The following is a 24,500-nucleotide window of genomic DNA, read 5'->3' as shown; positions in this document are numbered from 1 at the left end:
CTCGGTCACGCGTCTCCCCCGTTCGTCTTCCGCGCCGCGGTCCCCGCGCCGAGCGAGAACACCGCCATCTGGGTGGGCGGGCCGACCTGCGGGTCGTCGTCGCCCACCGGGACGTACCGCACCTGGTAGCCGAACGTCTCGGCGACCCGGCCGGCCCAGGACGCGAACTCGGCGCGCGTCCATTCGAACCGGTGGTCGGGGTGGCGCGCGGCGCCCGGCGCCAGGCCCTCGTAGCGCACGTTGTACTCCACGTTCGGGGTGGTGACGATGACCAGCCGCGGCCGCGCCCCGCCGAACACCACCTGCTCGACGGCGGGCAGCCGGGGCGGGTCGACGTGCTCGATCACCTCCATGAGCACCGCCGCGTCGTACCCGGCGAACCGCTCGTCGGCGTAGGTGAGCGCGCCCTGGAACACCTCGACGCGCGGTTCGCGGTCGGGGCCGTGCTCGTCGGGCAGGCCGCGGCGGTGCATGATCTGCACGGCGCGGTGCGAGACGTCCACCCCGGTGATCTTCTCGAAGTAGCGGTCCTGCTTGAGCCGCGCCAGCAGGCGGCCGGTCCCGCAGCCCAGGTCGATGACGCGCGGGGCGCGTTCGGCGTGCAGGGTCTCCAGCACCGCCTGCATCCTGCGCTCGGCCAGCGGCACCGGCGGCGCGGCGGCCCCGGCCGCGTCGTCCGGCTCGGGGGCGCCCGGCTCGGCGGCGGTGGGGTCGGCGGCGGGCGGCTCCTCCTCGATCGGGTCGCGGTCGAGGGCGTCCTCGGGGGCGTCGTCGGCGTCGGCGAGCCGGCCCAGCGCGGCCCGTACCAGTCCGTGCCGGCCGGCCAGATACCGGCGGGTGATCGCGGCCCGGTCGGGGTGGGAGGCCAGCCAGCCCTCGCCGGCGCGGATGAGCTTGTCGACCTCGTCGGGGGCGATCCAGTAGTGCTTGGCGTCGTCCAGCACGGGCAGCAGCACGTAGACCTGGTTGAGGGCGTCGGCGAGCCGCAGCTCGCCGGTCAGCGTGAGGGACACGTAGCGCGAGTCGCCCCACTCGGGGAACCCGGGGTCCAGGGGCAGCGGGACGGCCTCGACATTCCAGCCGAGCGGCGCGAAGCAGCGTTCGGCCCGTTCCGCGCCGCCCCGGCACGGCAGTGCGGGCAGCCGGATCTCCAGCGGCAGCCGCCCGGCGGCCAGTTCGGGACGCGAGTCGCAGCGGCCCCGCATCGCGCTGCGGAACACGTTGGCCATGGCGGACGCCAGCAGGGACGACGCCGCGTAGGGGCGGTCGTTGACGTACTGGCCGAGGGAGAAGTCCGGGGTGCCCTTGCCGCGCGTGCGCACCAGCTTCACCGGGTCGACGTCCAGCAGCAGCGCGGCGGTGCAACGCCGCTCGTCGGCGTCGGGGTAGAAGACGTGCGCGGTGCCGAAGGACTGCTCGAACGCCTGCGCGCGGTCGGGGTGCTTGTGCAGCAGGTAGCCGAGGTCCGTGGCGGGCGCCATCGTCGTGGTGATCGTCAGAAGCACCGTGCCAGTGTGGCGGAGCCCCGTCGTCCGGCCCCACGGGTTTTCGGGTCAGGGCACCGACGGACCGGTGATGTAGCGGCCCTTGCGGTCGTAGGGCCAGGGGTTGATGACGCAGCCCTTCAGCCCGAAGATCTGCTGCTGCATGACGGGCGCGGGACGGCCCTTGCCGGGGCAGGTGACGTGGTCGTACCCGAGCCGGTGGCCGACCTCGTGGTTGATGGTCAGCGCGTGGTAGTCGTCCGGCTTGCCCTTGTAGTAGGGGGTGAGCAGCAGCCAGCGCCGCAGGTTGACCACGACCTCCTTGCCTCCGGCGCAGTTCACCTTGCCCTCGGTGTCCAGGCCGTAGGCGGCGCACAGCTTGTCGGTGGTGCCGGGTGAGGCCAGGCGCACCACGAAGTCGTAGGGGGCGGAGTCCACGCGGCGGAACGACACCCGTCCCGCGGCGGTCCAGCCGCGCGGGTCCGCCAGGATGCGGTCGACGCTGCGGGCGAACTCCGTGGGGTCCTGCCGCAGGCCGCCCTCCACCTCGACCATGTAGCGCATGAGGCGTCCGCCGCGCCCGACCGTCTTGTTCGCGCCCTTGGGGCGGGAGAACTTGCCGGTGCCGCGTTTCGGTATGTACGTCTCGCGCGTGGGCTTGATGCTGGGCGGGGCCGACGGCTCGGCCTCCATGCGGGGCCGCGCGTCGCCGGTGGCGGGCGGGGCGGTCGTCTTCCGCACGTGGGCGCTGGAGGCGCCGCCGCCCATCAGCCCGCCCTGGAAGACGAACGCGCCGATGCCGACGATGGCCGCCGTGACCAGCAGCGTGGCGAGGGCGCCCAGGGCGATCGTGCCGGCGCGGCGCCGCCGTCCGGCTCCCAGCGACTGTTCGAGCTGTTCGTCGAAGGCCGCGGGGACGCCGCGGGCGCCCGGGTCGATGCCGGGTTCGCGGGCGTCCGGCGGGGACGGCACGCTTCGTGATCTTGGTGGCTCCATGGCCCGCCCAGGATGCCAGAAAGCACCCTAAATGTTGCAAAATCACGACTTATCGCTGATCAAGGCGGGAAAACCGGTTGGCGGCGTCCGCCCCGCCCCGGCAGACTCGTGCCGCCATGAGCAGACATCCCCGGCGGCAGACCGCCCAGCAGACCGTGGCCATCATCGAGCGCGGCGACTATACCGCGCCGTCCGGCCGTACCGTGGCCGTCGCCGATCGGATCGAGGCCGCGGTGCGCGGCACCGTGCTGCACCGCCCCGCCGAGCTCGACGGGCTGCTCGCCCGGCTGCCGGACGCGCCCGCGGCCGGGACGGGCGGCGGCACACGCGTCGAGGTGACCGGGGAGACCACTCTTGCGGCCGCCCGCCGCCTGCGCGAACCCGGTCACACGCCGCTGGCGCTCAACTTCGCGTCCGCCAAGAACCCCGGCGGCGGGTTCCTCAACGGCGCGCACGCCCAGGAGGAGGGGCTCGCCCGCTCGTCGGCGCTGTACGCCTCGCTGACGGCCGCCCGCGAGTACTACGACTTCCACCGTGCCCAGGGCGACCTGCTCTACAGCGACCACATGATCTACTCCCCGGACGTCCCGGTGTTCCGCGACGACGCCGGGCGGCTGCTGGAGGAGCCGTACGACGTCGCGTTCCTCACCTCCCCGGCGCCCAACCGCGGCGCGATCCGCGACGAGCGGGTGGCCGCGCGGATCCCCGAGGTGCTGCGCCTGCGCGCCCGCAAGATCCTCGCGGTGGCGGCGCACCACGGCCACCGGAGGCTGGTGCTGGGCGCGTGGGGCTGCGGCGTGTTCCGCAACGACCCGGCCGAGGTCGCCCAGGCGTTCGCCGAGCCGCTGGCCGCGGGCGGCGAGTTCGCCGGCCGCTTCGACCACGTGGTGTTCGCCGTGTGGGACACGGCCAAGGGCGCGCCCCGCCAGGTCGCCTTCGAACGCGTCCTCGCGCCCCTGACCGGCTGACGCCCGCGTCAGGGGCCGGCGCCGGCCGGGCGGGCGCCGACGTAGGACTCCAGGCCGCGGATCAGCAGGTCGAGGCCGAACTCGAACCGGTCGTCGCCGTCGCCGTTCATCAGCTCCCCGACGTGCCGCACCATGCTGGGGAACCGGTCGGGCGGCAGGCTGGCGAAGTAGTCGCGGACCTGGCCGAGGAACCCCGTCATGTACTCCTCGACGCTCTCGCCGCTGGCGCGCTGGCGGGCCAGGTGCAGCGAGCCCTCGTACACGTGGGCCGTCACGTACAACGAGATCTGGTCGATCGTCCAGGCCGCGATCTGGGGCGGCACTCCGCCCGCCAGCATGATCGACAGCAGTCCCTCGCCGATGCGCATCGCGTTGGGCCCGGTGGGGATGGTGGCCATCGACACGCGGGCGATGTCGGCGTGCGCGCTCAGCACCCGGTGCATCTCCCGGGCCGTCTCCCGGATCTGCTCGCTCCAGCGCGCCGGGTCCGGCTCGGGCAGGCGCACCTCCCCCGCGACCCGTTCCCGCATCAGTTCGAACAGCTCGTCCTTGTTGGCGACGTGCGCGTAGAGCGAGGCCGGGCCGGTGCCCAGCTCCTGCGCGACGCGGCGCATGCTGACCGCCTCCAGCCCCTCGGCGTCCAGCAGACGCAGCGCGACGTCGACGATGCGCTCCTGGCTGAGCGGCTGGCGCGGCGGCGCGGCCGGCCTGCGCCTGCTGCGCCACGGTGGTGCGGGCATCTCCGGGGCGCCGGTGTCCGACACGGAACCTCCCGTTTTCGCGATACATCTTGACGGGCCGCTAACGCGATATATCTTCTCTATTGGAGAGAGATTGCGGCCGGCCCCTCGTCTCCACAGATGACGAACAGCGTACTTGACACGAACGATGTTCCCAACATAGAACAGCGTTCGTAACGACGAACAGTGTTCTTCGCGGGTGGCTCCCCCGCCCCCGAACCCCTCTGGAGAATCGATGTCCCACACGGACGCCGCCCCCGCCTACCGGTGGCGCTGGGCGGCCCTGATAGTGATCCTCGCCGGCGAGATCATGGACATGCTGGACGCGCTGATCACCGCGATCGCGGCGCCCACCATCCGCGCCGACCTCGGCGGCTCGGCCGGCACCGTCCAGTGGCTGACCGCCGGCTACACGCTGGCCATGGCGATCGGCCTGATCACCGGCGGGCGGCTCGGCGACCTGTACGGGCGCCGCCGCATGTTCCTGGTCGGCGCGGCCGGCTTCACCGCGGCCTCGCTGCTGTGCGGACTCGCCCAGTCGCCCGGCATGCTGGTCGGCTCACGGGTCGCCCAGGGCCTGTTCGGCGCGCTGATGCTGCCGCAGGGCCTCGGCATGATCAAGCGGATGTTCCCGCCGAAGGAGGTCGGCACGGCGTTCGCCGCCTTCGGCCCGGTCATGGGGCTGTCGTCGGTGGGCGGTCCGGTGCTGGCGGGCTGGCTGACCGGCGCCGACCTGTTCGGCACCGGCTGGCGCATGATCTTCCTGATCAACCTGCCGCTGGGCCTGGCGGCCGTCCTGGCGGGCCTGCGCTACCTGCCCCGGGACGGCGGCGGGGACACCACGCGCCTGGACCTGCCCGGCGCGGCGCTGGCGGCGCTCGGCGCGGGCCTGCTGGTCTACCCGCTCGTCCAGGGCCGCGAGCTGGACTGGCCCGCCTGGATCTTCGCGCTGCTCGCCCTGTCGGTCGCGGTGTTCGGCGTCTTCTCCTGGTACGAGACGCGCCGCCAGCGCGCGGGACGCGACCCGCTCGTCATCCCGGGCCTGTTCCGCAAGCGGGGCTTCACCGCCGGGCTGCTGGTCGGCGTCGTGTTCTTCGCCGGCATGACCGGCTTCGCGCTGGTGTTCAGCCTCTATCTGCAGATGGGGCTCGGCTACTCGCCGCTGAAGGCGGGGCTGTCCCAGGTGCCGTGGTCGCTCGGCATCATCGCCGGGTTCGGCGTCGCGCAGGCCGTGCAGCGGTTCGGACGCCCCGTCATCCACGGCGGCACCGCCATCATGGCCGCCGGGGTCGCCGCCGTCGCGCTCACCCTGAACATCGCGGGCACCGGGGTCGGGCCGTGGCAGCTCACCCCCGCCCTGCTCGTCTGCGGCATCGGCATGGGCCTGCTGATGGCCCCGTTCTTCGACATCGTGGTGTCGGGCGTGGAGCCGCACGAGACCGGGTCCGCGAGCGGCACGCTCACCGCCGTCCAGCAGTTCGGCAGCGCGCTCGGCGCCGCCGTGCTCGGCACCGTCTTCTTCGGCCTGCTCGGCGGGCAGGTCGTCACCGAGGCCGAGCACGCCGCGCCCGCCCTGCGCGACCGGCTCGCCGCCGCCTCCGTCGCCGCCCCGCAGCGCGACCTCATCGTCGACGACCTGCGCGCCTGCGGACGCGACCGCGCCTCGGCCGAGGACGGCGCCGGGGTCCCCGAATCCTGCGTCCGGCTGGAACGCGACGTGGCGGCGGCCGCGTCCGCCGCTCCGGCCTCGGCCCCCGCCGTCCGCCAGGCGGTCGGCACGGCCGCGGAGCGCTCGGCCAAGGAGGGCTTCAGTGACGCGATGACCGCGACGCTGTGGGTCGTGGTCGGGATGCTCGGGCTGACGTTCCTGGTGACCTTCCTGCTCCCCCGGCACGCCCGCCCGCAGGAGGACGCACCCGGCGGCGGCCCGTTACGGCACGGAGTGTCAGACCTTGCCGAGAACCTCGGCGGCGATCAGCTCCAGGTGCTCCAGGTCGCCGAGGTCGAGGACCTGGAGGTAGACGCACTCGGTGCCGATCTCACCGAGCCTGCCGAGCTTGTCGACGACCTCGCCGGGCGTGCCGGCCAGGCCGTTCTCGCGCAGCTCCGGCACCTGGCGGCCGATCGCGTCGGCCCGCCGCCTGATCTCGGCCTCGTCGCGGCCGACGCACACCACCTGGGCGGCCGAGTACACCATCGGCCTGGTCCGTCCCGCCTCCCGGCAGGCCGCGCGGACCCGCTCGTAGGCGGCGCCGGTGTCGTCCACCTTGGCGAACGGCACGTTGAACTCGTCGGCGTACCGGGCCGCCAGCCGCGGGGTGCGCTTGGCGCCGAGACCGCCGAGCAGGATCGGCGGGCCGTCCGGCCGGGCCGGCTTGGGCAGCGCCGGGGAGTCGGTCAGCGCGTAGTGGCTGCCCTCGAAGGAGTAGGTCTCACCGGCGGGGGTCCGCCACAGCCCGGTGATGATCTCCAGCTGCTCCTCCAGCCGGTCGAACCGCTCCTTCAGGCTCGGGAACGGGATGCCGTAGGCGGTGTGCTCGGCGTCGAACCAGCCGGTGCCGATGCCGAAGTCCACCCGGCCGCCGCTCATCTGGTCGACCTGCGCCACCGCGATGGCCAGCGGCCCCGGGTAGCGGAACGTGGCCGCGGTCATCAGCGTGCCCAGCCGGATCCGGGACGTCTCGCGGGCCAGCGCGGCCAGCGTGATCCAGGCGTCGGTCGGGCCCGGCTCCCCGGTCACCTCGCCCATCTTCAGATAGTGGTCCGAGCGGAAAAAGGCGTCGAACCCCAGGTCCTCGGTGGCCTTGGCCACCGACAGCAGTGTCTCGTAGCTCGCCCCCTGCTGGGGCTCGGTGAAGATCCGAAGACGCATGGGTCCATCCTGGTACCAAACCGACACTGCACACGCCACCGGGCCCCGGAAACCGGGGCCCGGTCAGCGCGGACGGCGAGATCGCGGCGAGGCGGTCACCACGGGCCGCGGCGCGCGGGCAGGACCCTGGTGGCGGCGACGGCGGCGTTGTTGCGGAGGTTGAGGTCGGGGGTCGACGCGGTGACCTTGGCGCCGGAGCGCACCACGGCGCCCGGACGCGGCCCCCAGCCGGCGCGGCGCGGCATGAGCCTGTAGCGGAGCGTCCTGTCCCCACCGGGCGCGATCGTCCCGAGGTGGCACATCAGGAAGTACTCGTGGCGGCGGCAGCCTCCGCGCATCATCCGCACCACGTTCCTGCGGCCGCCCGGCACCCTGGCCGCGACGACGACGCCCCGCGCCGGCGACGGCCCCGCGTTGTGCACCCGCACCAGGTAGGTGATGGGGCGGCCGGAGCGGACGCGGGCCGACGCCCGGTGGAGCACCGACAGGTCGGCGGTCCGGGCGACCTTCACCAGCGGGAACGCGTGGCTGACCGTGGACGGCCGTCCCCACGTCACCGTGAGCCTGCCGCCGACCGCCTGGCCCGGCCTGGCCGTCCGGGCGACCCGGGCGGTCAGCACGCCCACGACCGTCTGCTCCGGCCTGAGCGTCCCGAGCCGGCAGGCCGCCACGCCGCGGCCGAACGCGCAGTGGCGCTGCCCGGACACGTAGATCAGCGGCCTGGACATCCGCATCCGCAGCACCAGCGGGCCGACCCGCCTGCGGTTCTTGTTGGTCACGGCGAACGGCCAGCTGTAGGTGCGTCCCGGCAGCAGCGGCCCCCGCGGAGCGGCCGTGGTGATGATGATCCCCCGGGCCGCCTTGGACCTGCCGCCGCGGGACCCCGCGAGCGACGGCGCGCCGTACACGCCGGACGGCCAGGCCGACGTCGCGGTGCCCGTGGGCGGCCAGGGCCGCGTCTCGGCGGCGCCCGCGGGCCCGGCCGCCTGGGCCGTCGCCAGCAGCGGCACCGCGGTCAGCGGTACGACGAGGCCGCGCGCGACGGCGCGCACGCCCACCTTCTCGATCATGATGGTCCCCCCGTGACCCCGGCCGATCAGAGCAGATCAGTTGTAGCCGGGGCCCGGACGAGTTACTAGCGCGGCGGCGGCGTGTCGCACCGGCGGTCACGTCAACCTTTCGCCAAGTAACGGTCGGCCTGTCGAGGCGGCCAGGACGCCCCGAAATATGAGCGATTCTCTGCGGACGCCCCATCTGGGCAGGTTGAATCGACTACACAACGACCGCTGTCGCCACGTGGAGTGAGCATGAGCGTGTTCGGCGTCGACTACGCCTGGGGGCGCCCGGGCCCGGACGCCCTGAAGAAGGCCGGGGCCAGGTTCGTGTGCCGCTACCTGTCGCACGACACCTCGGGCAAGAACCTGACCCGGGCCGAGGCCGACCAGCTGTCGCGGGCCGGCCTGTGGCTCGTCGTCGTGTGGGAGACCACGGCGCGGCGGGCGCTGTCGGGCCGCTCGGGCGGCGCCGCCGACGCCCGGGACGCCGCCAAGCAGGCCGCGAACTGCGGCATGCCCGAGGACCGGCCGATCTACTTCGCCGTCGACTTCGACGCGTCCGCGAGCCAGCAGGCCGCCGTCAACGCCTACCTGGACGGCGCGGCGTCGGTGATCGGCCGCGACCGGGTCGGCCTGTACGCGGGCTACGGCCCCACCAAGCGCGCGCTGGACGCGGGCAAGGCCCGCTGGGCGTGGCAGACCTACGCCTGGTCGGGCGGGAAGTGGGACGCGCGCGCCCACATCCAGCAGTACTCCAACGACCACAAGATCAACGGTGTGGGCGTCGACTACGACCGCGCCATGAAGGACGACTACGGGCAGTGGCGCGTCGGCGTCTCGCCCGGGGAGGACGACATGCCCGACTACGTGTCCGTCGGCGTCACCGGCGAGCAGACGCTCGCCCCCGGCACGTGGACGACGATCCGGTGGGACAAGGAATACGCCGACAGCGAGCACCAGCACGCCGACGAGGGCGGCCCGAGCCTGCTCAACGGCCCCGCCCGGTACAGCCTCACCGCGGCGGTGAGGCTGCGCGGCGTCCCGGCGGGCACGCGCGTCCAGGCGCGGCTGATCGAGGTCGACGCCGGCGACACCGCGCGGTTCGACGTCGGGCCGGTGCAGGACTTCGTGTCCTCCGGCGACGAGACCAACGTGCTGTACGGGGTGTCGGCCGACACCGTCAACGACGGCCACCGGGTGCGCTTCCAGGTCGTCCAGCACGGCGGCGCCGAGGCCGCCGTCACCGGCGGCAGCGCGAAACTGCTCTTCTGGCGCACGTGACCGGGCGTCCGCGCCGCGCCCGGTCACGTGGGGCGGCTACCGCTCGTCCGGCGGACGTCGCGGCTCGGGCGGCGTGACGTCCGGCCCCTGCGGGCCGGCACCCGGGCCGGCGCCCGGGCCACGCTCGTCGGAGCGGGCGGCCGCGGCGGCGAGCCGGGCGGCGTTGTGCAGCACGCGCGTCTGCAGCTCGACGTGGCGGATCAGCTCGGCCTGCCCCTCGCGCAGCTCCCGCGCGAGCCGGACCGTCCACAGCCCCGTGCCCAGGACCACGACGGCCAGCGCGGCGTTCACCGCGATCAGCAGCACCTCGGCGAGGCCGCGCAGCGGCACGGCGACGGCGGCGGCCCCCGCGCCGGCCGCCGCGGCGGCGAGCGCGCACCGGACGAGCGCATACCGGGCGAGCGCATACCGGAAAAGGGCGCACCGGACAGCCGACGCGCGTCCGACTGCGCGCATGGGCGACCACTTCCTTCACCGCGGGGTGGGCCCAGGCCGGAGGATCCTGACCTGAACCGGCACCCCCAGTGTGCCCGGCTGTCAGGGGCGCAACAACCGGTCAGTTCCGGAAATCTTTTCAGATCACGGAAAATCCCGGGCGGAGCCGCCGGTCAGCGCCCCTCCGGCTCCCCGTACAGGGCGCGCAGGAAGGCCAGGGCCATCCGGCGCTTGTCCCCCGAGTCGGCCTGCAGGTCGGCGAAGTAGGCGTTGAGCTCCTCCAGCTCGCGCAGCGCCACGGCCATCTCGTCCGGCGTCCCGTCCCGGCCCGGGGCCGGCTCGCCGCCCTCGGCGATGCGCACCAGGTCGCCCGGCCGCCACTCCAGCGCCTCCTCGATGGCGGCGCGGGTGCGCGCCTGCGGCCAGCGCTCGGCCGACTCCAGGTTGTAGACCGTCTTGACGGTGACCCCCGCGCGTTCGGCCAGGCGCTCCTGCGTCAGGCCGAGCGCTCCCCGGCGGGCCACCACGTACTTGGCGACCCGACCCCGGTCCAGCTCACCACCCATGCGTTTCAGCATGACGGAAACATTCAGGAACATCCAGTAACCGAACGGCGAAGGTTTTCTTCATCATCCTTTCCATTAATTACCGGTTCCTTCTTGCAGTGTTACCGATAGGTTCCTAGTGTGGAGACGGGTCCGCCGAGACGCGCGTCTCCGGTCCCCCGGCACAGACCCGGTCCCCGGCGCGGCCCGCACGAACACCAACGAAGGGGCGGGTTCGACGTGACCGACGACGGACCGATCACTGGACCGATCACCATGGAACTGGCACTGGCCGAACTGCGCCGCGGCGTCGACGTCCGGCTGGCCGGGCTGGAGGGCCGGATGGCGCTGCTGCACCAGCGCGCCGACGTGCAGGAGCGCCGCGCCGAGGACCAGGCGCGGCTGCTGGAGGAGCTCGGCGACCGGCTGGTCGCCATCGAACGCGAGCAGGTGACCCGCGGCCATCTGGACAACCGCTTCCGCCACACCGTGGCGCTGCTGTCCCTGCTGGCGGCCGTCGCCTCGACCGTGGTGGGCGCCGCCGTCGCCCTCCTCGGCCGCTGACGGCCGCGGTGTCGCGTGCGGCACGACGGCGGACGCTCCGGGCGTTCCGCTTCGTCCGGGTTGGGCATGCTCTGCCCATGGAGGCCAAGAATCGCTCCCGCCTGTCGTACAAGGTGGGATACGCCGTCCGCAATCCGCGGCGCGTCGTGCCGTACGCGCGCAGGCTGGCCCGCGACGCCTGGCTGCGGACGCGGGCCCGCGACCACGTGAGCTACTACCGGGCCGTGATGCGCTCGGACGCGGCGCGCAGCCCGAACGGCGCGGTCGGCACGCCGTCGCCCGAGCACTGGGAGCGGCTCGGCAGGCTCCAGTTCGACTACCTGACCGGGCACGGGCTGTCCCCCGGCGACCGGATGCTGGAGATCGGCTGCGGCAACCTGCGCGCGGGACGGCTGTTCGTCCGGTTCCTGGAGCCCGGCCACTACTACGGGGTGGACATCTCCCCCGACATCCTGCTGGCCGCCCAGGACACCATCGTCCGGGACGGGCTGCAGGACCGCCTACCGCACCTGACGCTGGTGCGCGACCTGCGCCTGGACTTCCTGCCCGCGGCCTACTTCACCGTCGTGCACGCCCACAGCGTGTTCTCCCACTCCCCCGTCCAGGTCATCGAGGAGTGCCTGGCGAACGTGGGGCGGGTGCTGGCCCCGGGCGGCTTCTTCGACTTCACCTTCAACCGCACCGACGGGGAGGAGCACCACGTCCTGCGGGAGGACTTCTACTACCGCACCGGCACGCTCGTCGCGCTCGCCGCCCGGCACGGCCTGTCCGCCCGGCCCATGGACGACTGGGACCTGACCGGCCACCGCCAGTCCAAGCTCCGCCTCACCCACGTCTGACCCGGAGCCGGCCCACCCGGCCGCACTCTAGCCCCTGGTCAGCACCGCCAGGACCTCCACATGCTGGGTCATGGGGAAGGCGTCGAAGGCGCGCAGGTTCGCCAGCGTCCAGCCGCGGTCGGCGAAGTAGGACAGGTCGCGGGCAAGGGTGGCCGGGTCGCACGAGACGTAGGCGATCCGGCGGCCGCCCAGGCGGGCGACATGCTCGACCACCTCGCGGCCCGCCCCGGCACGGGGCGGGTCCAGGACGATCACGTCGGCGCCCCGCACCCGGGCGCCGCGCCGGTGGTCGCCGCGCTTGGGCTGGGCGCGGTCGGAGCCGCCATCGGCGCGGCCGAACTCCAGCTCGGCGATCACGTCGGCGACCTGGCCGCGCTCGACGGCCACCTGGGGCAGGTCGCGCAGGTTGAACTTGGCGTCCCGGACGGCCTGGGCGTCCGACTCGACGGCCACCACCAGCCCGTCCGGGCCGACCCGTTCGCCGAGGGCGGCGGCGAACAGCCCGGCGCCGCTGTACAGGTCGAGGGCGATCTCCCCGGGCCGGGGCTGCAGGGCGTCCATCACCGCGTCGGTGAGCACCTGCGCGGCGCCCGGGTGCACCTGCCAGAAGCCGCTGCCGCTGACCTGGAACAGGCGCCCGGACACCTCCTCGCGCACGTACGGGATCTGCGTCCCGGGCGCGGGACGGCCGCGCACCAGCCGGACGGGCACGTCCAGGCGGGGCACGCGCGCCTTCGCGCCGCCGCGGACGACCACCACCCGGTCACCGGTCGCGGCGGACACGACGCCCTCGACGGACGCGGCGCCGCGCCAGGGCTTGCGCTCGATGCCCATCACCTCGACCCCGGGGTGGGCGATCAGGCACTCGTCGATCGGCTCGATGTCGTGGGAGCGGTGCCGGTGCAGGCCGACGGCGCCGTCGCGGCGGACGGCGAACTGCACCCGCGTGCGCCAGCCCAGGCCGTCCGGCGCGTGCGGCAGCTCCTCGACGACGACCGTGCGTTCGATGCCCGCCACCCGCCGCAGCTGCTCCTCCACGACGGCCGCCTTGAGCCGGCGCTGCGCGGGCAGCGACGCGTGCTGCCAGTCGCAGCCGCCGCAGCGGCCCGGCCCGGCGAACGGGCACGGCGCCTGCACCCGGTCGGGGGACGCCTCCAGGATGTCCACGGCGTCGGCGCGCAGGAACCGCTTGGTGCGCTCGGTCACCCGCGCCCGCACGCGCTCCCCCGGCAGGGCGTGCCGGACGAACACCACCCGCCCCTCGTGGCGGGCCACGCAGACGCCGCCGTTGCCGACGCCGCCCACTTCCAGTTCGAGGAGTTCGTCCGCTTCCGGGTCCATGCCCGGGTCCGCCCCCAGATCAGTCACGCTTGGACACGATACCGCCGCCGGCGTGCAGCCCGTCCCCTCGCGGGGCCTCGCGGTACGGCCGCCGCACCGACCCCGGGCCGGGCGGCTCCGGGCGCCCCTTGAGCCGGTCGGACGAGGCCAGCTGCCACGGCACGCTGGTCACCATCACGCCGGGCACGAACAGCAGCCGCCCCTTGAGCCGCAGCGCGCTCTGGTTGTGCAGCAGGTGCTCCCACCAGTGCCCCACCACGTACTCGGGCAGGAACACCGTCACCACGTCGCGCGGGCTCTTGCGCCGCACGCTCTTGACGTACTCCAGCACCGGCCGGGTGACCTCCCGGTACGGCGAGTCGAGGATCTTCAGCGGGACGGGCAGGTCGAGGGCGTCCCACTCGCCCTGCAGCCGCTGCGACTCCTCCGAGTCGACGGCCACGGTGACCGCCTCCAGGGTGGAGGGCCGGGTCGCCCGCGCGTACGCCAGCGCCCGCAGCGTCGGCTTGTGCAGCTTGGACACCAGCACGATCGCGTGGTTGCGGGCGGGCAGCGCCACGTCCTCGCCGGTGGGGGTCAGCTCCTCGCGCACCCGGTCGTAGTGCCGCCGGATGCCCTTCATGATCAGGAACAGCACCGGCATGGCGATGCACACGATCCACGCGCCGTGCGTGAACTTGGTCAGCAGCACGACCACCAGCACGAACCCGGTCGTGGAGCCGCCGACCGCGTTGATGATCCGCGAGCGCTTCATGTGCCGGCGCTTGGCCGGGTCGGTCTCGGTGACCAGGTGCCGGTTCCAGTGCCGCACCATGCCGATCTGGCTGAGCGTGAACGACACGAACACGCCCACGATGTAGAGCTGGATCAGCTTGGTGACCTCGGCCTGGAAGGCGTACACCAGCAGCCCGGCCATGGTCGCCAGGATGATGATGCCGTTGCTGAACGCCAGCCGGTCGCCGCGGGTGTGCAGCTGGCGCGGCAGGTAGCCGTCGCGCGCCAGGATCGAGCCGAGCACCGGGAAGCCGTTGTAGGCGGTGTTGGCGGCCAGGAACAGGATCAGCGCGGTGACCACCGCGATGTAGAAGAACGGCAGCGAGTCGCCGCCGAACACCGCCGAGGCGACCTGGGTGAGGATCGGCTCCTGGATGTAGCCGGCCCCCACCGGCTGCCCGTTGCGCAGCAGGTCGTGGGCGGGGTTCTCGGCCACCCGCACGTGCGACTCCAGCGCCAGCACGATCACGCCGCAGAACATGGTGACCGCGATCATGCCCATCATCAGCAGCGTGGTGGCGGCGTTGCGGCTCTTGGGCTTGCGGAACGCCGGCACCCCGTTGCTGATCGCCTCCACGCCGGTCAGCGCGGCGCAGCCGGACGAGAACGCCCGCAGCAGCAGGAACAGCACGGCGAACCCGGCCAGGTCGCTCTGCTCGGCGCGCACCTCCAGGTCGGCGGTCGGCGCGCGCAGGTGGTCGCCGAGCACGCCCAGCCGGAACAGCCCGTAGACGACCATGCACAGCACGCCGACGACGAACGCGTAGGTGGGGATCGCGAAGAACGTCCCGGACTCCCGGACGCCCCGCAGGTTCATCACGGTCAGCAGCGTGATGATGGCCAGCGCGGCGATCACCGGGTTCTCCCCGATGATCGGGACGGCCGAGCCGATGTTGTCCACCCCCGACGACACCGACACCGCGACGGTCAGCACGTAGTCGACCAGCAGGGCACTGGCCACGGTGAGCCCGGCGTTGGGCCCCAGGTTGACGGTGGCGACCTCGTAGTCGCCGCCGCCGCTGGGGTAGGCGTGGACGTTCTGCCGGTACGACGCGACGACGACCGCCATCAAGAAGACGATCGCCAGGGCGATCCACGGCCCGTAGGCGTAGAATGACGCTCCGGCGACCGCCAGCATCATGAGCAGTTCCTGCGGCGCGTACGCGACCGAGGACAGCGGGTCGCTGGCGAAGATCGGCAGCGCGATGCGCTTGGGCAGCAGCTGTTCGTGCAGCTGCGTGCTGCGCAGGGCCCTGCCGACGACCAGCCGCTTGACGAGGTCGGAAGCCTTCGACACGGATGAGACTCTAGCCGCCGGTGCCGCGCCGTTCGCACCGGCCCGTCCCGGGCGTTCCGGTGGCTGGAGGTCCGCCCGGTTGGGTAGTACTTGCCTGGGCGGATGTGTAGTTTTGCAGCCCGGCATGGATCGTCCGAGCGGGACCGATCCTGGGGGCAACCGGAGAAGGAACGGCCGTGCATATCGTGATCATGGGCTGCGGGCGGGTGGGGTCGACGCTCGCCCACATCCTGGAGGACAAGGGCCACTCGGTGGCCATCATCGACCAGAATCCCGAGGCGTTCCGCCGGTTGCGCAGCGGCTTCAAGGGCCGGCGCATCACCGGGTTCGGGTTCGACCGCGACGTCATCGCCGAGGCGGGGATCGAGCAGGCGTCGGCCTTCGTGGCGGTCAGCAGCGGCGACAACTCCAACATCATCTCCGCCCGGGTGGCCAGGGAGACCTTCGGCGTCGACAACGTCGTCGCCCGCATCTACGACCCCCGCCGCGCCGAGGTGTACCAGCGGCTCGGCATCCCGACGGTCGCGACCGTGCGGTGGACGGCCGACCAGATCCTGCGCCGGCTGCTGCCCGAGGGCGCCGAGCCGCTGTGGCGGGACCCGACCGGCGAGGTCGTGCTGGCCGAACTGGACCTCGGCCCCGCCTGGGTCGGCGACAAGGTGGCCGCGCTGGAAGAGGCCGCCCGCACGCGGGTGGCATTTCTGTCACGGATGGGCGAGGCCCTGGTGCCCGAGGCCGACACCGTGATCCAGGACGGCGACATCGTCCACATCATGACCCGCGCCGACGACCTGGAGCGGGTCAACGCGGCGGTGGCCACGCGCAGCGAGGAGGACGTGTGATGCGGGTCGCGATCGCCGGAGCCGGGGCGGTGGGCCGTTCCATCGCCCAGGAGCTGCTGGAGAACGGCCACGAGGTGCTGCTCATCGACAAGAGCCCGCGCGCCATCAAGGTGGAGACGGTGCCGCGGGCCGAGTGGCTGCTGGCCGACGCCTGCGAGATCGCCTCGCTGGACGACGCGGCGCTGGAGCGCTGCCAGGTCGTCGTCGCCGCCTCCGGGGACGACAAGGTCAACCTGGTGGTGTCGCTGCTGGCCAAGACCGAGTACGGGGTGCCGCGCGTGGTGGCCCGTATCAACCACCCCAAGAACGAGTGGCTGTTCAACGAGTCGTGGGGCGTGGACGTGGCGGTCTCGACGCCGCGGCTGCTGTCGGCCCTGGTCGAGGAGGCGGTCAGCGTCGGCGACCTGGTCCGGCTGATGACGTTCCGGCAGGGCGAGGCCAACCTGGTCGAGCTGACGCTGCCCGAGGACGCCCCGCTGGGCGGCGAGCGCGTCGGCTCGGTGTCCTGGCCGCGCGACACCGCGCTGGTGGCGATCCTGCGGGAGGGCCGCGTGCTGGTCCCCAGCGGCGACGACACCCTCGAACCGGGCGACGAGCTGATGTTCGTCGCCAGCCAGGACGTGGAAGAGGAACTCGCCGAACTCCTCGGCGCCCGCTGACCCCGCCCTGCGGGCGCCGAGCGCCCGCAGGGCGATCACGGGGGAAGAACGAGGAGCAAACGGCCCGCGCTCTCCGCGGGCACACTGCCCCCCTGCACCTCGGGGGTTCCAGGGGGTCGCCCCCTGGGCAAAATCACGAGGAGCAAACGGCCCGCGCTCTCCGCGGGCACACCGCCCCTGTGCTCCTCGCCTCGGTCAGGCGGAGTGGCGGGGCGGAGTGAGGGGGGTGCGGCCGCGGGCGAGCAGCCAGACCATGGTGGCCAGGGCGGCGACCTGGAGCGGCCACCCCATCACGATCTTGGCGGGGCCCAGCAGGGCGCTCTGGTCGCCGTCGGCCAGGTAGATCGGGTACTGCACGGCCACGCGCAGCACGTTGGGCACCGCCAGCAGCCAGGTCAGCCGCGTGCACAGCCGCACCACGCCCGGGTCGGACCGCCAGCCGGTGGGGTCGCCGGTGACGGAGCCGATGATGAACCCCACCACCGGCCAGCGCACCGCGATCGAGAAGATCATGCCGACCGCGTAGGCGGCGTTGAGCAGGATGCCGGGGACGAACGCGTCCTCGGCCCGGCCCGAGCGCAGCGCGAAGAACGCCGCGATCGCGATGCCCACCAGGCTGTTGAGCACGAACTGCGGGGTGGAGCGCTGCGCGATCCGCACGACGAGCAGCAGCACCGCCGCGCCCACCCCGATGCTCGCGGCCAGCTTGACGTCCTTGCTCGCCACGTAGGCGGTGGTGAAGGCGATGGTGGGCACGGCGGCCTCGATCATGCCGCGGACGCCGCCCAGGGCCTTGGACAGCTGCGCCCGCACCGCCGCCTCGACCGTGTCGTGCGCGGCGCCCTCGCCACGCGCCGTGCCCTCGCCGGCCGCCGGGGCGGAGGTCCCCGCCCCGCCGGTCGCGCCCTCGTCGTCCGCGGCCACGCCGCCCCCGTTCGCCTCGCGCTCGTTCACCGGGTCGCCCCCGCCCGCGGCACGGTCACGCGGACCCGCGCAGCTCGTAGCGGGGGTTGAACATGACCTTGCGACCGTCCTGCACGCTCACCAGGCCCTCGGCGCGCAGCCGCCGCCCCGGGTCGATCCCGGCGATCTTGCGGCGGCCCAGCCAGACCAGGTTGATCACGTCGGTGCCGTCGTAGAGCTCGGCCTCCAGGGCCGGCGCTCCGCCACGGGGCCGCAGGGTCACCGTACGTAGCGTACCCGCCACGCAGGCGCGCTTGCGCGCCGCGCAGGCGGTGATGGGGGTGGCGCCCTCCGCCCCGCTGGTCTTCTGCAGCTCCTCGGCCTCCATCTCGGCCTTGCTCGACGTCATGCGGCGCAGGAAGCGTCGCAGTCCGCCGCGTCCGCGGTCGGACTCGGGGGTCCTGCGTGTCTCGGCCCGCGTGTCGGCCGGCACCTCGTCCATGTTCGAAGCGTAAGGCATCCCAAGGAGGAACTGTCGGGGGTGACAGGGGTGAACCCGTGGAAACCGGGGCGACGTTCGACAAGTCGGGCGGGCGGCGCCGGTGCCACGGCGCGGCGGCCCGTTCCGTCACCCAATCGAGACGCGCGACTTCGGCGGCCTCCCCCCGCCCGGGCCGCTCGACGTCTAGTTTTTGGTGGACGTCACCCTCGGTAGGCGAATCGCCACCGAGGGATTCTCATCGCAGGTCACGGCAGACGGTACGGGGACAGGATGCTGCGCAGGGGCAACGCACGGACTTGGAGGAACTGGACGGCCGGAGGCGCGGCCGCGACGCTCGCGGCCGCCCTCACCGCCCTGGCCACGTGCGGCGGAGGCGGAGAGGAGACCGGCGGGGACGGACGAGCGGCCCGCGCGTTCGGGGCGGCGGCCGCGCCGTCCGTGCCGCCGCCCATCCTGATCACGCCCGCGCACGGGACGCGCGGGGTGCGGCCCGACCGCCGGGTCGTGGTCACCGCGCGGCGCGGGACGCTGCGCCGCGTCGTCGTGCGCGCCGCCGACGGCACCCGCGCGCCCGGACGCATGTCGCGCGACCGCCGCACCTGGCGGACGCGCTGGACGCTGCGTCCCGGCACCGCCTACACCGTCGACTCCACCGGCGTCGAACGGGACCGCCCCACGGCCGCGACCGCCCGGTTCAGCACACTGCGCCCCCAGGCCACGTTCGGGATCGCCGACGTGACGCCCCGCGCGGGCGAGGCGGTCGGGGTCGGCATGCCGGTCATCGTCGTCTTCGACCGGCCGGTGCTCGACCGCGCGGCCGTGGAGCGGTCCCTGGAGCTGCGCATGAGCCGTCCCGTGCCGGGCGCGTGGCGCTGGCTGGACGGCCGCCAGGTGGTGTTCCGGCCGCGCCGCTTCTGGCCCGCCGGGCAGCGGGTGGCGCTGGTGGCGCACACCGCGGGGGTGCGGGCGGCGCCGGGCGTGTACGGCAGGTCCGACCACGCGACCGGCTTCCACGTGGGCCCGTCCCGGATCAGCACCGTGGACGTGCCGCGGCACCGCATGACCGTGCGGGTGAACGGCCGTCCCGTGCGGTCGGCGGGGATCAGCGCGGGCAAGGGCGGGGTCCGCAAGTACACCACCACCAGCGGCGTCCACCTGACCATGGGCAAGGCCGACCCGGTGGTGATGTCGTCGGCGTGGATGGGCGTCACCGACCGCAAGGATCCCCGCTACTACAAGAAGACGGTCCGCCACGCGGTGCAGATCTCCTCCAGCGGCGAGTACGTCCACTCCGCGCCCTGGTCGGTCCGCTCGCAGGGGCGGGCGAACGTCAGCCACGGCTGCGTGAACGCCTCCCCGGAGTTCGCCCGCTGGTTCTACGGGCAGTCGCTGCGGGGCGACGTCGTCACCATCCTCGGCACCGACCGTCCCCTGGAGTGGCACAACGGCTGGGGGTACTGGCAGCTTCCGTGGTCGGTGTGGCGGGCGGGCAGCGCGCTGAAACACCCGGTCCGGCCCTCGCGCCTGTGACGGCCGCGCGGGTCAGCGGGCGGCGCGGGCCTTCTGGATGGCCTGCTCGAACGCCGACAGCGGCTGCGCGCCGAAGAACGGCTCGCCGTTGATCAGGAACGCCGGGGTGCCGGGGACGCCGAGCCGCTGGCCGAACGCGAAGTCGTCCTCGACGGCGCCGCGGACCTTCTTGTCGCGGCGGTCGGCGTCGAAGCGGGCCAGGTCCAGTCCGGCGCGGCGGGCCACGTCGCGCAGGAACGCGTCGTCGATCTCGCCGCTGTTCATGCGGGGCTGCCGCGCGTACAGGGCGTCGTGGAACTGCCAGAACCGGCCCTGCCGGGCCGCCGCGCGGGACGCCACCGCCGCCCGCATGGACTCCTTGCCGAACGTGGGGAAGTCGCGCCAGATCAGCCGGACCACCCCGGTGTCGATGTAGCGGCGGGTCAGCTCGGGCTTGGTGCGGCGGGCGAACGTGCCGCACTTGGGGCACTGGAAGTCGCCGAACTCCACGATCGTGACCGGCGCCTTGTCGCTGCCCTTGAACAGGGCGGGGTCGGCGGGCGGCGGGGTGGGGCCGGCCCACGTCACCGTCGGGGTGGGGTTGGGGCTCGGGGACGAGGGCGCCTCCACCTCGGGAATGCCGGCCTGCCCGTCGGCGCGGTCGGACGTCCGGTCGCCGTCGCGGGTCAGCGCGGCGAACGCCATCACCCCCAGCACGACGATCGCGGCGGCGACGGCGACGGCCGGGCGGGACCGCCCGCCGAACAGGCGCGCGAGCGGGCCGCCGCGCCGCCCGTCGCGCTCGTCATCCGTCCCCGCCTCGATCACGTCCGCGGGCTCGTCACCGCTCTGCGGCACCGCACGCCTCCCTTCCTCCACACGGCCGGTCCGGCCCCAGTCTGGATGATCGGAGCGCCCGGTGCCGACTCCGCCACGGCGGAGTAGCGTCCAGGTTGTGCAGGCTCATGAACTGGCGAGGCCCTTCCCCGTCACGCGGCTGGACGCCGACGCGCTGGAGGCGGCCCGGATGCTGGCCGAGCAGCGACTGCCCGGGCTGATCGTGGTGGACGACGACGAGCACCCGGTGGCGGTGCTGCCCGGGTCGCAGATCCTGCGGTTCGTCGTCCCGCGCTATGTCCAGGACGACCCGACCCTGGCCCGCGTCTACGACGAGGGCCACGCCGACCGCATGTGCCAGCGGCTCGGCGGCCGGAAGGTGCGGGACGTGCTGATCCCCGAGAGGGCGCCGCACCTGCCGGTGGTGCCCGGCGACGCGCAGGCGATGGAGATCGCCGCGCTGATGGCCGACGCGCACAGCCCGGTGGTGGCGGTCGTGGACGGCCACGAGGGCGGGCGGGCCCGCCTGATCGGCGCCATCACCGTGTCCGACCTGCTCGGGCGGCTGCTGCCCGCGTCCGCCACCGCACAGGACGGCTGAGCGCAGGACGGGCCCATGGTCGATGGGCCCGGTCCTGCTCGGCCCGCGGGGGCCGCGGGGGCCGATCCGCGGGCGACGGCGGGGTCAGCGGACCTCGGTGATCTCCGGGCCGCGTTCGAAGGGGTCGAAGGTCTGCACCTTCTCCTCCTCCTGCTCCTGCTCGTCGGCCTCGTTGAACTCCTTGGGCACGCGCAGCTCCAGCAGCTCGCGCGGGGGCATGGGGTGCTCGCCGCGGATCACCACCACGTTGCGCAGCACGTCCTCCAGGACCTGCCACTGCTCCTCGTCCTGCACCGCGGCGCCCTGCACCACGGCCTGCAGGAACCAGCGCGGCCCGTCGACGCCCAGGAAGCGGATCAGCTGCGGCGCCCAGCCCTGGTCGATGAACTCCTGGGGGATCTGCTCGCGCACCTCCTGCGGCATCTCCGCCAGGACCTCCTCGGTCAGCGCGGCGGGCACCATGGCCACCATCTCGGGACCGAACGGGCCCTCGCCCTCCTGGACCTGGCCGTTGGCCTGCTCCTGGATGTCCGTGGCGGTCTCACGGCGCACGTCGTCCCAGATGCCGCTGCGCTTGGGCGCGGCGAAGGCCTGCAACTGCATGGCGCTCTCGCCGTACTGGACGAGCACCGCGACCGGCCGGGCGTCCAGCGGGTTGCCCTCCTCGTCGACCTGGGTCGCCTCGAAGTTCACCTGGAAACCCAGCCCCTGCGCCACGGGGACCAGCAGGGACCCGAAGTCCAGCCGCTGCATCTCGGGGTAGGAGTCCTGGGAGTCCCACGGCCCGCTGTCGGAGGGGGCCTCCTGCGCGGGAGCCTCGGTCTCGGCCTCGGTCTCGGCGTCCGCCGCCTCCGCCCGCTCGTCGGCTGTCCGCTCGGGCTCCTCGGCGGGCTTGTCGGCCTGCCGGCGACGTCCAAAAGCCACGACTCACGCTCCTTCGTTACCGTACCGATTATCCGCGAACCCGCCCGTGGAGCCGAAACCGTTGTCCCCACGGGCGGACCCGGGAAGCTGGGCGACCTCGTGGAAGACCGCGTGTTCGACCCGCTGCACGACCATCTGGGCGATGCGGTCGCCGCGCCGCAGCCGGACGGTGGCGCGTGGGTCGGTGTTCAGCAGGGTCACCTTGATCTCACCGCGATAGCCGGCATCGACCGTACCCGGTGCGTTCACAATGGTCACCCCCAACCTAGCGCCCAAACCGGAACGCGGGTGAATGAACGCGGCATAGCCGTCCGGCAGCGCGATCGCCATGCCGGTGGGCACCATCGCGCGCTCTCCGGGGGCCAGTTCGACGTCGACCGCGGCGACCAGGTCGGCGCCGGCGTCTCCGGGATGGGCGTACGCGGGCAGCGGCAGGTCGGGGTCGAGCCGCTGGATGAGCACGTCCACCTTGCTCACGAAGTCACCTCGCTGGTCGGTCGGGCGCCGCCGGGAACCGTCCGAGCGTACCGAGGGCGGCGCGGTGAACGGTGCCGAGCACGCCGCGCCGGAACACCGAAAGGACTTTACCTACAGCCTGATGACCACTTCCGGGGACATTGCACCGTGTGACGTCTCGATCGCGTAGTGTCACTTTCGTCGTGTTTCGCTTCCGTGGTCGCGGGAGAGGGGGCCGCAGTGAGGCGCCAGGTCGCCGTCCACCGGTCGCTCGACGGCGTCCGGGTCCGGCTGTCGGGCCGGCACGACCTGGGCCGTCCGGTCACCTCGGTGGCGCGGGTCGCCGTCGCCGACCGGCTGCACGAGTTCTCCGCCGGCACCCACGCCGACGCGCTGGCCTGGGCCGAGGACATCGGCGTGCGGCGGCTCGACCAGGAGTTCCGCATCCAGGGCGGACGGCTGCGCACCGGCCGCACCGCGACCCGCGACCCCGGCACCGGCGTGCGCGAGCCGGTGCTGGCCGCGATATGGGAGGGACGCCGCCACGCGGTGTTCACGCACCTGTACCACGCGCGCCCGGCCGACGCGGTGGCGTTCTTCGACGCGCTGCGGCTCACCGAGCACGACGACGGGATCATCGCCGTGCCGCGCGGCCGCGCCCGCCGCCGCGAGTCCTCGGTCCCGTCGTCACCGGCGGCCTCCGCCATCACCGACGCCATGCTGGTGAAGGAGGTGCCGGGTCTCGGGCTGCTGGAGATCACCGCGCTGGACGCGCGGACCCGGCGGCGCCTGCCGCCGTGGCGGGGCGCGTCGGTCGCGGGCGGGGAACTGTTCCAGGACACCGTGCCCGGGCAGGGCCTGTACTTCCTGCTGGCGCTGCGGTCGCTGCTGGTCACGGTGCTGCCGGAGGAGCATCTGGCCGAGCGGATTCCCGGACGGCTGGCCGGGCTGGCGGTCGAGGCGGTCCGGTGACGGCCGGGCTGGCGGCCGGGATCGCGGCGGTCACGGTTCCGGTGGTGCTGGCCGTCTCGCTGTGGGGGCACGCGCGGCGTCCCGGGGTGCTCGTCGCGGCGGTCCGGGCGCACGGGACGGTGCCGGGTCCGCTGGTGCGGCCGGTGGCGGCGCTGGCGGTGGCGGCCGAGGCGGTCACCGGCGCGGGGGCCGCGGCGGGGCTGCTGCTGGGCCTGGACGATCTGCTGTGCGCCTGCCTCGCTCTGGCCGCCGTCCTGCTGGGGGCCTACGCGCTCTACGGGACGTACGTGGCGAGGACCCGCACGCACGCGGTGCCCTGCGGGTGCGCGGGAGACGCCTCGACGCCCATGACCGGCTGGGTCGCCGTCCGCGCGGGCGCGCTGGCGGTCCTGGCGCTGGCCGGTGCCGTCTGGGGGCCGCCCGCCTCCCGTCCCCCGGCCGAGTCGTTGATCGTCGTCGCCATGGGGCTGGTGTGGGCGGTGCTGCTGTGGTCGCTCCCGCCCGCCATGGCGCAGGAGCGGGAGAGGAGCCCGGCCGGATGAGCTTCGAGACCAGTGCGCTGCTGGTGACGTGGGCGGCGCTGCTTCTGCTGGCCCTGGTGGTGGCCGGGCTCGTCCGGCAGGTGCACGCCCTGGGCCGGGGTGCCCCGCGCACCACGCCGCTCGGCCCCGCCCCGGGGTCGCCCGCGCCCGGGTTCGACCGCCTCGGCCCCGGCCTGCTGCTGTTCCTGGACCGCGACTGCGGCGTGTGCGCGCAGGTCCTGGCGGCCGCCGGGACGTTCGGCCGCCCGGTCCGGGCGATCTTCTCCGGCCCGGCGCCGGCCGACGCGGCGCCGGCCGCGGCGACCGTCCTGGCCGACGAGCACGACGGCCTGTTCGCCGCGTACCGCATCCCCGCCACGCCGTTCGCGGTGCTCGTGGACGACACCGGGCACGTGCGCGCCGCCGAACCCGTGGGCTCGCCCGAGGCCCTGCGCGAGCTGGCGGCGCCGGAGGCGGCGCGGTGATCAGCCTGGAGGACGTGCCGCCCCTGCGCGGCCCCCGCCCGCCGGGCGCCGGACGCGTCCGGCGCCGCGTGCCGGGCGAGCGCCCGCCCCTGCTCGGG

25 protein-coding genes and 1 pseudogene are annotated in these 24,500 nt (G+C 73.8%); 12 read left to right on the top strand and 14 right to left on the bottom strand.

Annotated features, from left to right (window positions below):
* Positions 1-5: 5 nt before the first annotated feature.
* Positions 6-1,505: a 3' terminal RNA ribose 2'-O-methyltransferase Hen1 gene (locus ABD811_RS42725; RefSeq protein WP_344959316.1), complete on the bottom strand. Its 1,500-nt coding sequence runs from the start codon at positions 1,503-1,505 to the stop codon at positions 6-8.
* A gap of 48 nt (positions 1,506-1,553) precedes the next feature.
* Positions 1,554-2,456, bottom strand: a complete 903-nt coding sequence (locus ABD811_RS42720) for a DUF3152 domain-containing protein (RefSeq protein WP_344959314.1) — start codon at positions 2,454-2,456, stop codon at positions 1,554-1,556.
* A gap of 140 nt (positions 2,457-2,596) precedes the next feature.
* On the opposite strand from ABD811_RS42720, the gene ABD811_RS42715 reads away from it, so the two are divergent.
* A complete protein-coding gene (locus ABD811_RS42715) occupies positions 2,597-3,448 on the top strand; it encodes a TIGR02452 family protein (RefSeq protein WP_344959312.1) in 852 nt (283 codons plus the stop codon).
* An 8-nt stretch (positions 3,449-3,456) separates the two neighbouring features.
* On the opposite strand, the gene ABD811_RS42710 is transcribed toward ABD811_RS42715, so the two are convergent.
* Complete coding sequence (locus tag ABD811_RS42710) at positions 3,457-4,212, bottom strand: TetR/AcrR family transcriptional regulator (RefSeq protein ID WP_344959311.1); 756 nt, start codon at positions 4,210-4,212, stop codon at positions 3,457-3,459.
* A gap of 211 nt (positions 4,213-4,423) precedes the next feature.
* Between ABD811_RS42710 and ABD811_RS42705 the strand changes: the two are divergent.
* Positions 4,424-5,674, top strand: a pseudogene (locus ABD811_RS42705) (MFS transporter); the annotation flags it as partial.
* A gap of 459 nt (positions 5,675-6,133) precedes the next feature.
* Here ABD811_RS42705 and ABD811_RS42700 read toward each other — a convergent pair.
* Positions 6,134-7,060, bottom strand: a complete 927-nt coding sequence (locus ABD811_RS42700) for an LLM class F420-dependent oxidoreductase (RefSeq protein WP_344959406.1) — start codon at positions 7,058-7,060, stop codon at positions 6,134-6,136.
* Between the two features lie 95 nt (positions 7,061-7,155).
* Positions 7,156-8,130 carry a hypothetical protein gene (locus ABD811_RS42695; RefSeq protein WP_344959309.1) on the bottom strand — a complete coding sequence of 325 codons (975 nt, stop codon included), beginning with the start codon at positions 8,128-8,130 and terminating at the stop codon, positions 7,156-7,158.
* A 237-nt stretch (positions 8,131-8,367) separates the two neighbouring features.
* Here ABD811_RS42695 and ABD811_RS42690 point away from each other — a divergent pair, with 237 nt between their 5' ends.
* Positions 8,368-9,396: a DUF1906 domain-containing protein gene (locus ABD811_RS42690; RefSeq protein WP_344959307.1), complete on the top strand. Its 1,029-nt coding sequence runs from the start codon at positions 8,368-8,370 to the stop codon at positions 9,394-9,396.
* Positions 9,397-9,432: 36 nt separating this feature from the next.
* Here ABD811_RS42690 and ABD811_RS42685 read toward each other — a convergent pair whose 3' ends face one another.
* Both ABD811_RS42685 and ABD811_RS42680 read right to left on the bottom strand, forming a co-directional pair.
* Positions 9,433-9,852, bottom strand: a complete 420-nt coding sequence (locus tag ABD811_RS42685) for a hypothetical protein (protein ID WP_344959305.1) — start codon at positions 9,850-9,852, stop codon at positions 9,433-9,435.
* A gap of 152 nt (positions 9,853-10,004) precedes the next feature.
* Positions 10,005-10,409, bottom strand: coding sequence for a helix-turn-helix domain-containing protein (locus ABD811_RS42680; protein ID WP_344959303.1), 405 nt, complete (start codon positions 10,407-10,409; stop codon positions 10,005-10,007).
* 207 nt (positions 10,410-10,616) lie between these two features.
* Here ABD811_RS42680 and ABD811_RS42675 point away from each other — a divergent pair, with 207 nt between their 5' ends.
* Together ABD811_RS42675 and ABD811_RS42670 are read left to right on the top strand one after the other, a co-directional pair.
* Positions 10,617-10,940: a hypothetical protein gene (locus tag ABD811_RS42675; RefSeq protein ID WP_344959301.1), complete on the top strand. Its 324-nt coding sequence runs from the start codon at positions 10,617-10,619 to the stop codon at positions 10,938-10,940.
* A 77-nt stretch (positions 10,941-11,017) separates the two neighbouring features.
* The gene (locus ABD811_RS42670; protein ID WP_344959299.1) at positions 11,018-11,779 is read left to right on the top strand and encodes a class I SAM-dependent DNA methyltransferase; all 762 of its coding nucleotides are present in this window, start codon (positions 11,018-11,020) and stop codon (positions 11,777-11,779) included.
* 27 nt (positions 11,780-11,806) lie between these two features.
* Here the strand turns inward: ABD811_RS42670 and ABD811_RS42665 are convergent, their stop codons facing one another.
* Positions 11,807-13,120: a class I SAM-dependent RNA methyltransferase gene (locus ABD811_RS42665; RefSeq protein WP_344959404.1), complete on the bottom strand. Its 1,314-nt coding sequence runs from the start codon at positions 13,118-13,120 to the stop codon at positions 11,807-11,809.
* 19 nt (positions 13,121-13,139) lie between these two features.
* Entirely contained in the window at positions 13,140-15,191 is a 2,052-nt protein-coding gene (locus ABD811_RS42660; RefSeq protein ID WP_344959297.1) for an APC family permease, read from the bottom strand.
* Positions 15,192-15,367: 176 nt separating this feature from the next.
* On the opposite strand from ABD811_RS42660, the gene ABD811_RS42655 reads away from it, so the two are divergent.
* Both ABD811_RS42655 and ABD811_RS42650 read left to right on the top strand, forming a co-directional pair.
* Positions 15,368-16,033, top strand: a complete 666-nt coding sequence (locus ABD811_RS42655) for a potassium channel family protein (RefSeq protein WP_344959295.1) — start codon at positions 15,368-15,370, stop codon at positions 16,031-16,033.
* Positions 16,033-16,692: a potassium channel family protein gene (locus ABD811_RS42650; protein ID WP_344959293.1), complete on the top strand. Its 660-nt coding sequence runs from the start codon at positions 16,033-16,035 to the stop codon at positions 16,690-16,692. The genes ABD811_RS42655 and ABD811_RS42650 overlap by 1 nt, the downstream gene beginning before the upstream one ends.
* 195 nt (positions 16,693-16,887) lie before the next feature.
* Here ABD811_RS42650 and ABD811_RS42645 read toward each other — a convergent pair whose 3' ends face one another.
* Complete coding sequence (locus ABD811_RS42645; protein ID WP_425549517.1) at positions 16,888-17,646, bottom strand: DUF3159 domain-containing protein; 759 nt, start codon at positions 17,644-17,646, stop codon at positions 16,888-16,890.
* A gap of 25 nt (positions 17,647-17,671) precedes the next feature.
* A complete protein-coding gene (locus tag ABD811_RS42640; protein ID WP_344959291.1) occupies positions 17,672-18,097 on the bottom strand; it encodes an OB-fold nucleic acid binding domain-containing protein in 426 nt (141 codons plus the stop codon).
* 270 nt (positions 18,098-18,367) lie between these two features.
* Between ABD811_RS42640 and ABD811_RS42635 the strand changes: the two genes are divergently transcribed.
* The gene (locus ABD811_RS42635) at positions 18,368-19,627 is read left to right on the top strand and encodes a L,D-transpeptidase (RefSeq protein ID WP_344959289.1); all 1,260 of its coding nucleotides are present in this window, start codon (positions 18,368-18,370) and stop codon (positions 19,625-19,627) included.
* A gap of 12 nt (positions 19,628-19,639) precedes the next feature.
* Here the strand turns inward: ABD811_RS42635 and ABD811_RS42630 are convergent, their stop codons facing one another.
* Positions 19,640-20,464, bottom strand: a complete 825-nt coding sequence (locus tag ABD811_RS42630; protein WP_344959288.1) for a DsbA family protein — start codon at positions 20,462-20,464, stop codon at positions 19,640-19,642.
* 97 nt (positions 20,465-20,561) lie between these two features.
* Here ABD811_RS42630 and ABD811_RS42625 point away from each other — a divergent pair, with 97 nt between their 5' ends.
* Positions 20,562-21,044 (top strand): CBS domain-containing protein, encoded by a 483-nt coding sequence (locus tag ABD811_RS42625; RefSeq protein ID WP_344959286.1) that lies wholly within the window; start codon positions 20,562-20,564, stop codon positions 21,042-21,044.
* A gap of 84 nt (positions 21,045-21,128) precedes the next feature.
* Here the strand turns inward: ABD811_RS42625 and ABD811_RS42620 are convergent, their stop codons facing one another.
* A complete protein-coding gene (locus ABD811_RS42620) occupies positions 21,129-21,968 on the bottom strand; it encodes a DUF3710 domain-containing protein (protein WP_344959284.1) in 840 nt (279 codons plus the stop codon).
* 3 nt (positions 21,969-21,971) lie between these two features.
* The gene (dut, locus tag ABD811_RS42615) at positions 21,972-22,445 is read right to left on the bottom strand and encodes a dUTP diphosphatase (RefSeq protein WP_425549516.1); all 474 of its coding nucleotides are present in this window, start codon (positions 22,443-22,445) and stop codon (positions 21,972-21,974) included.
* A 219-nt stretch (positions 22,446-22,664) separates the two neighbouring features.
* Between dut and ABD811_RS42610 the strand changes: the two genes are divergently transcribed.
* Genes ABD811_RS42610 through ABD811_RS42600 form a run of 3 tightly spaced genes read left to right on the top strand, consistent with a single transcriptional unit; the run spans position 22,665 to position 24,402 of the window.
* Positions 22,665-23,396, top strand: a complete 732-nt coding sequence (locus tag ABD811_RS42610; protein WP_344959282.1) for a hypothetical protein — start codon at positions 22,665-22,667, stop codon at positions 23,394-23,396.
* The gene (locus tag ABD811_RS42605) at positions 23,393-23,938 is read left to right on the top strand and encodes a MauE/DoxX family redox-associated membrane protein (protein ID WP_344959280.1); all 546 of its coding nucleotides are present in this window, start codon (positions 23,393-23,395) and stop codon (positions 23,936-23,938) included. Before ABD811_RS42610 ends, ABD811_RS42605 begins: the two co-directional genes overlap by 4 nt.
* Positions 23,935-24,402 (top strand): hypothetical protein, encoded by a 468-nt coding sequence (locus tag ABD811_RS42600; RefSeq protein WP_344959278.1) that lies wholly within the window; start codon positions 23,935-23,937, stop codon positions 24,400-24,402. Before ABD811_RS42605 ends, ABD811_RS42600 begins: the two co-directional genes overlap by 4 nt.
* Positions 24,403-24,500: the final 98 nt, after the last annotated feature.

The sequence above is a fragment of the Actinomadura miaoliensis genome, from assembly GCF_039536785.1.
GTDB lineage: Bacteria > Actinomycetota > Actinomycetes > Streptosporangiales > Streptosporangiaceae > Spirillospora > Spirillospora miaoliensis.
Note: the sequence above shows the minus strand (reverse complement) of the source record. Positions and strands in the feature narration are given on the sequence as shown.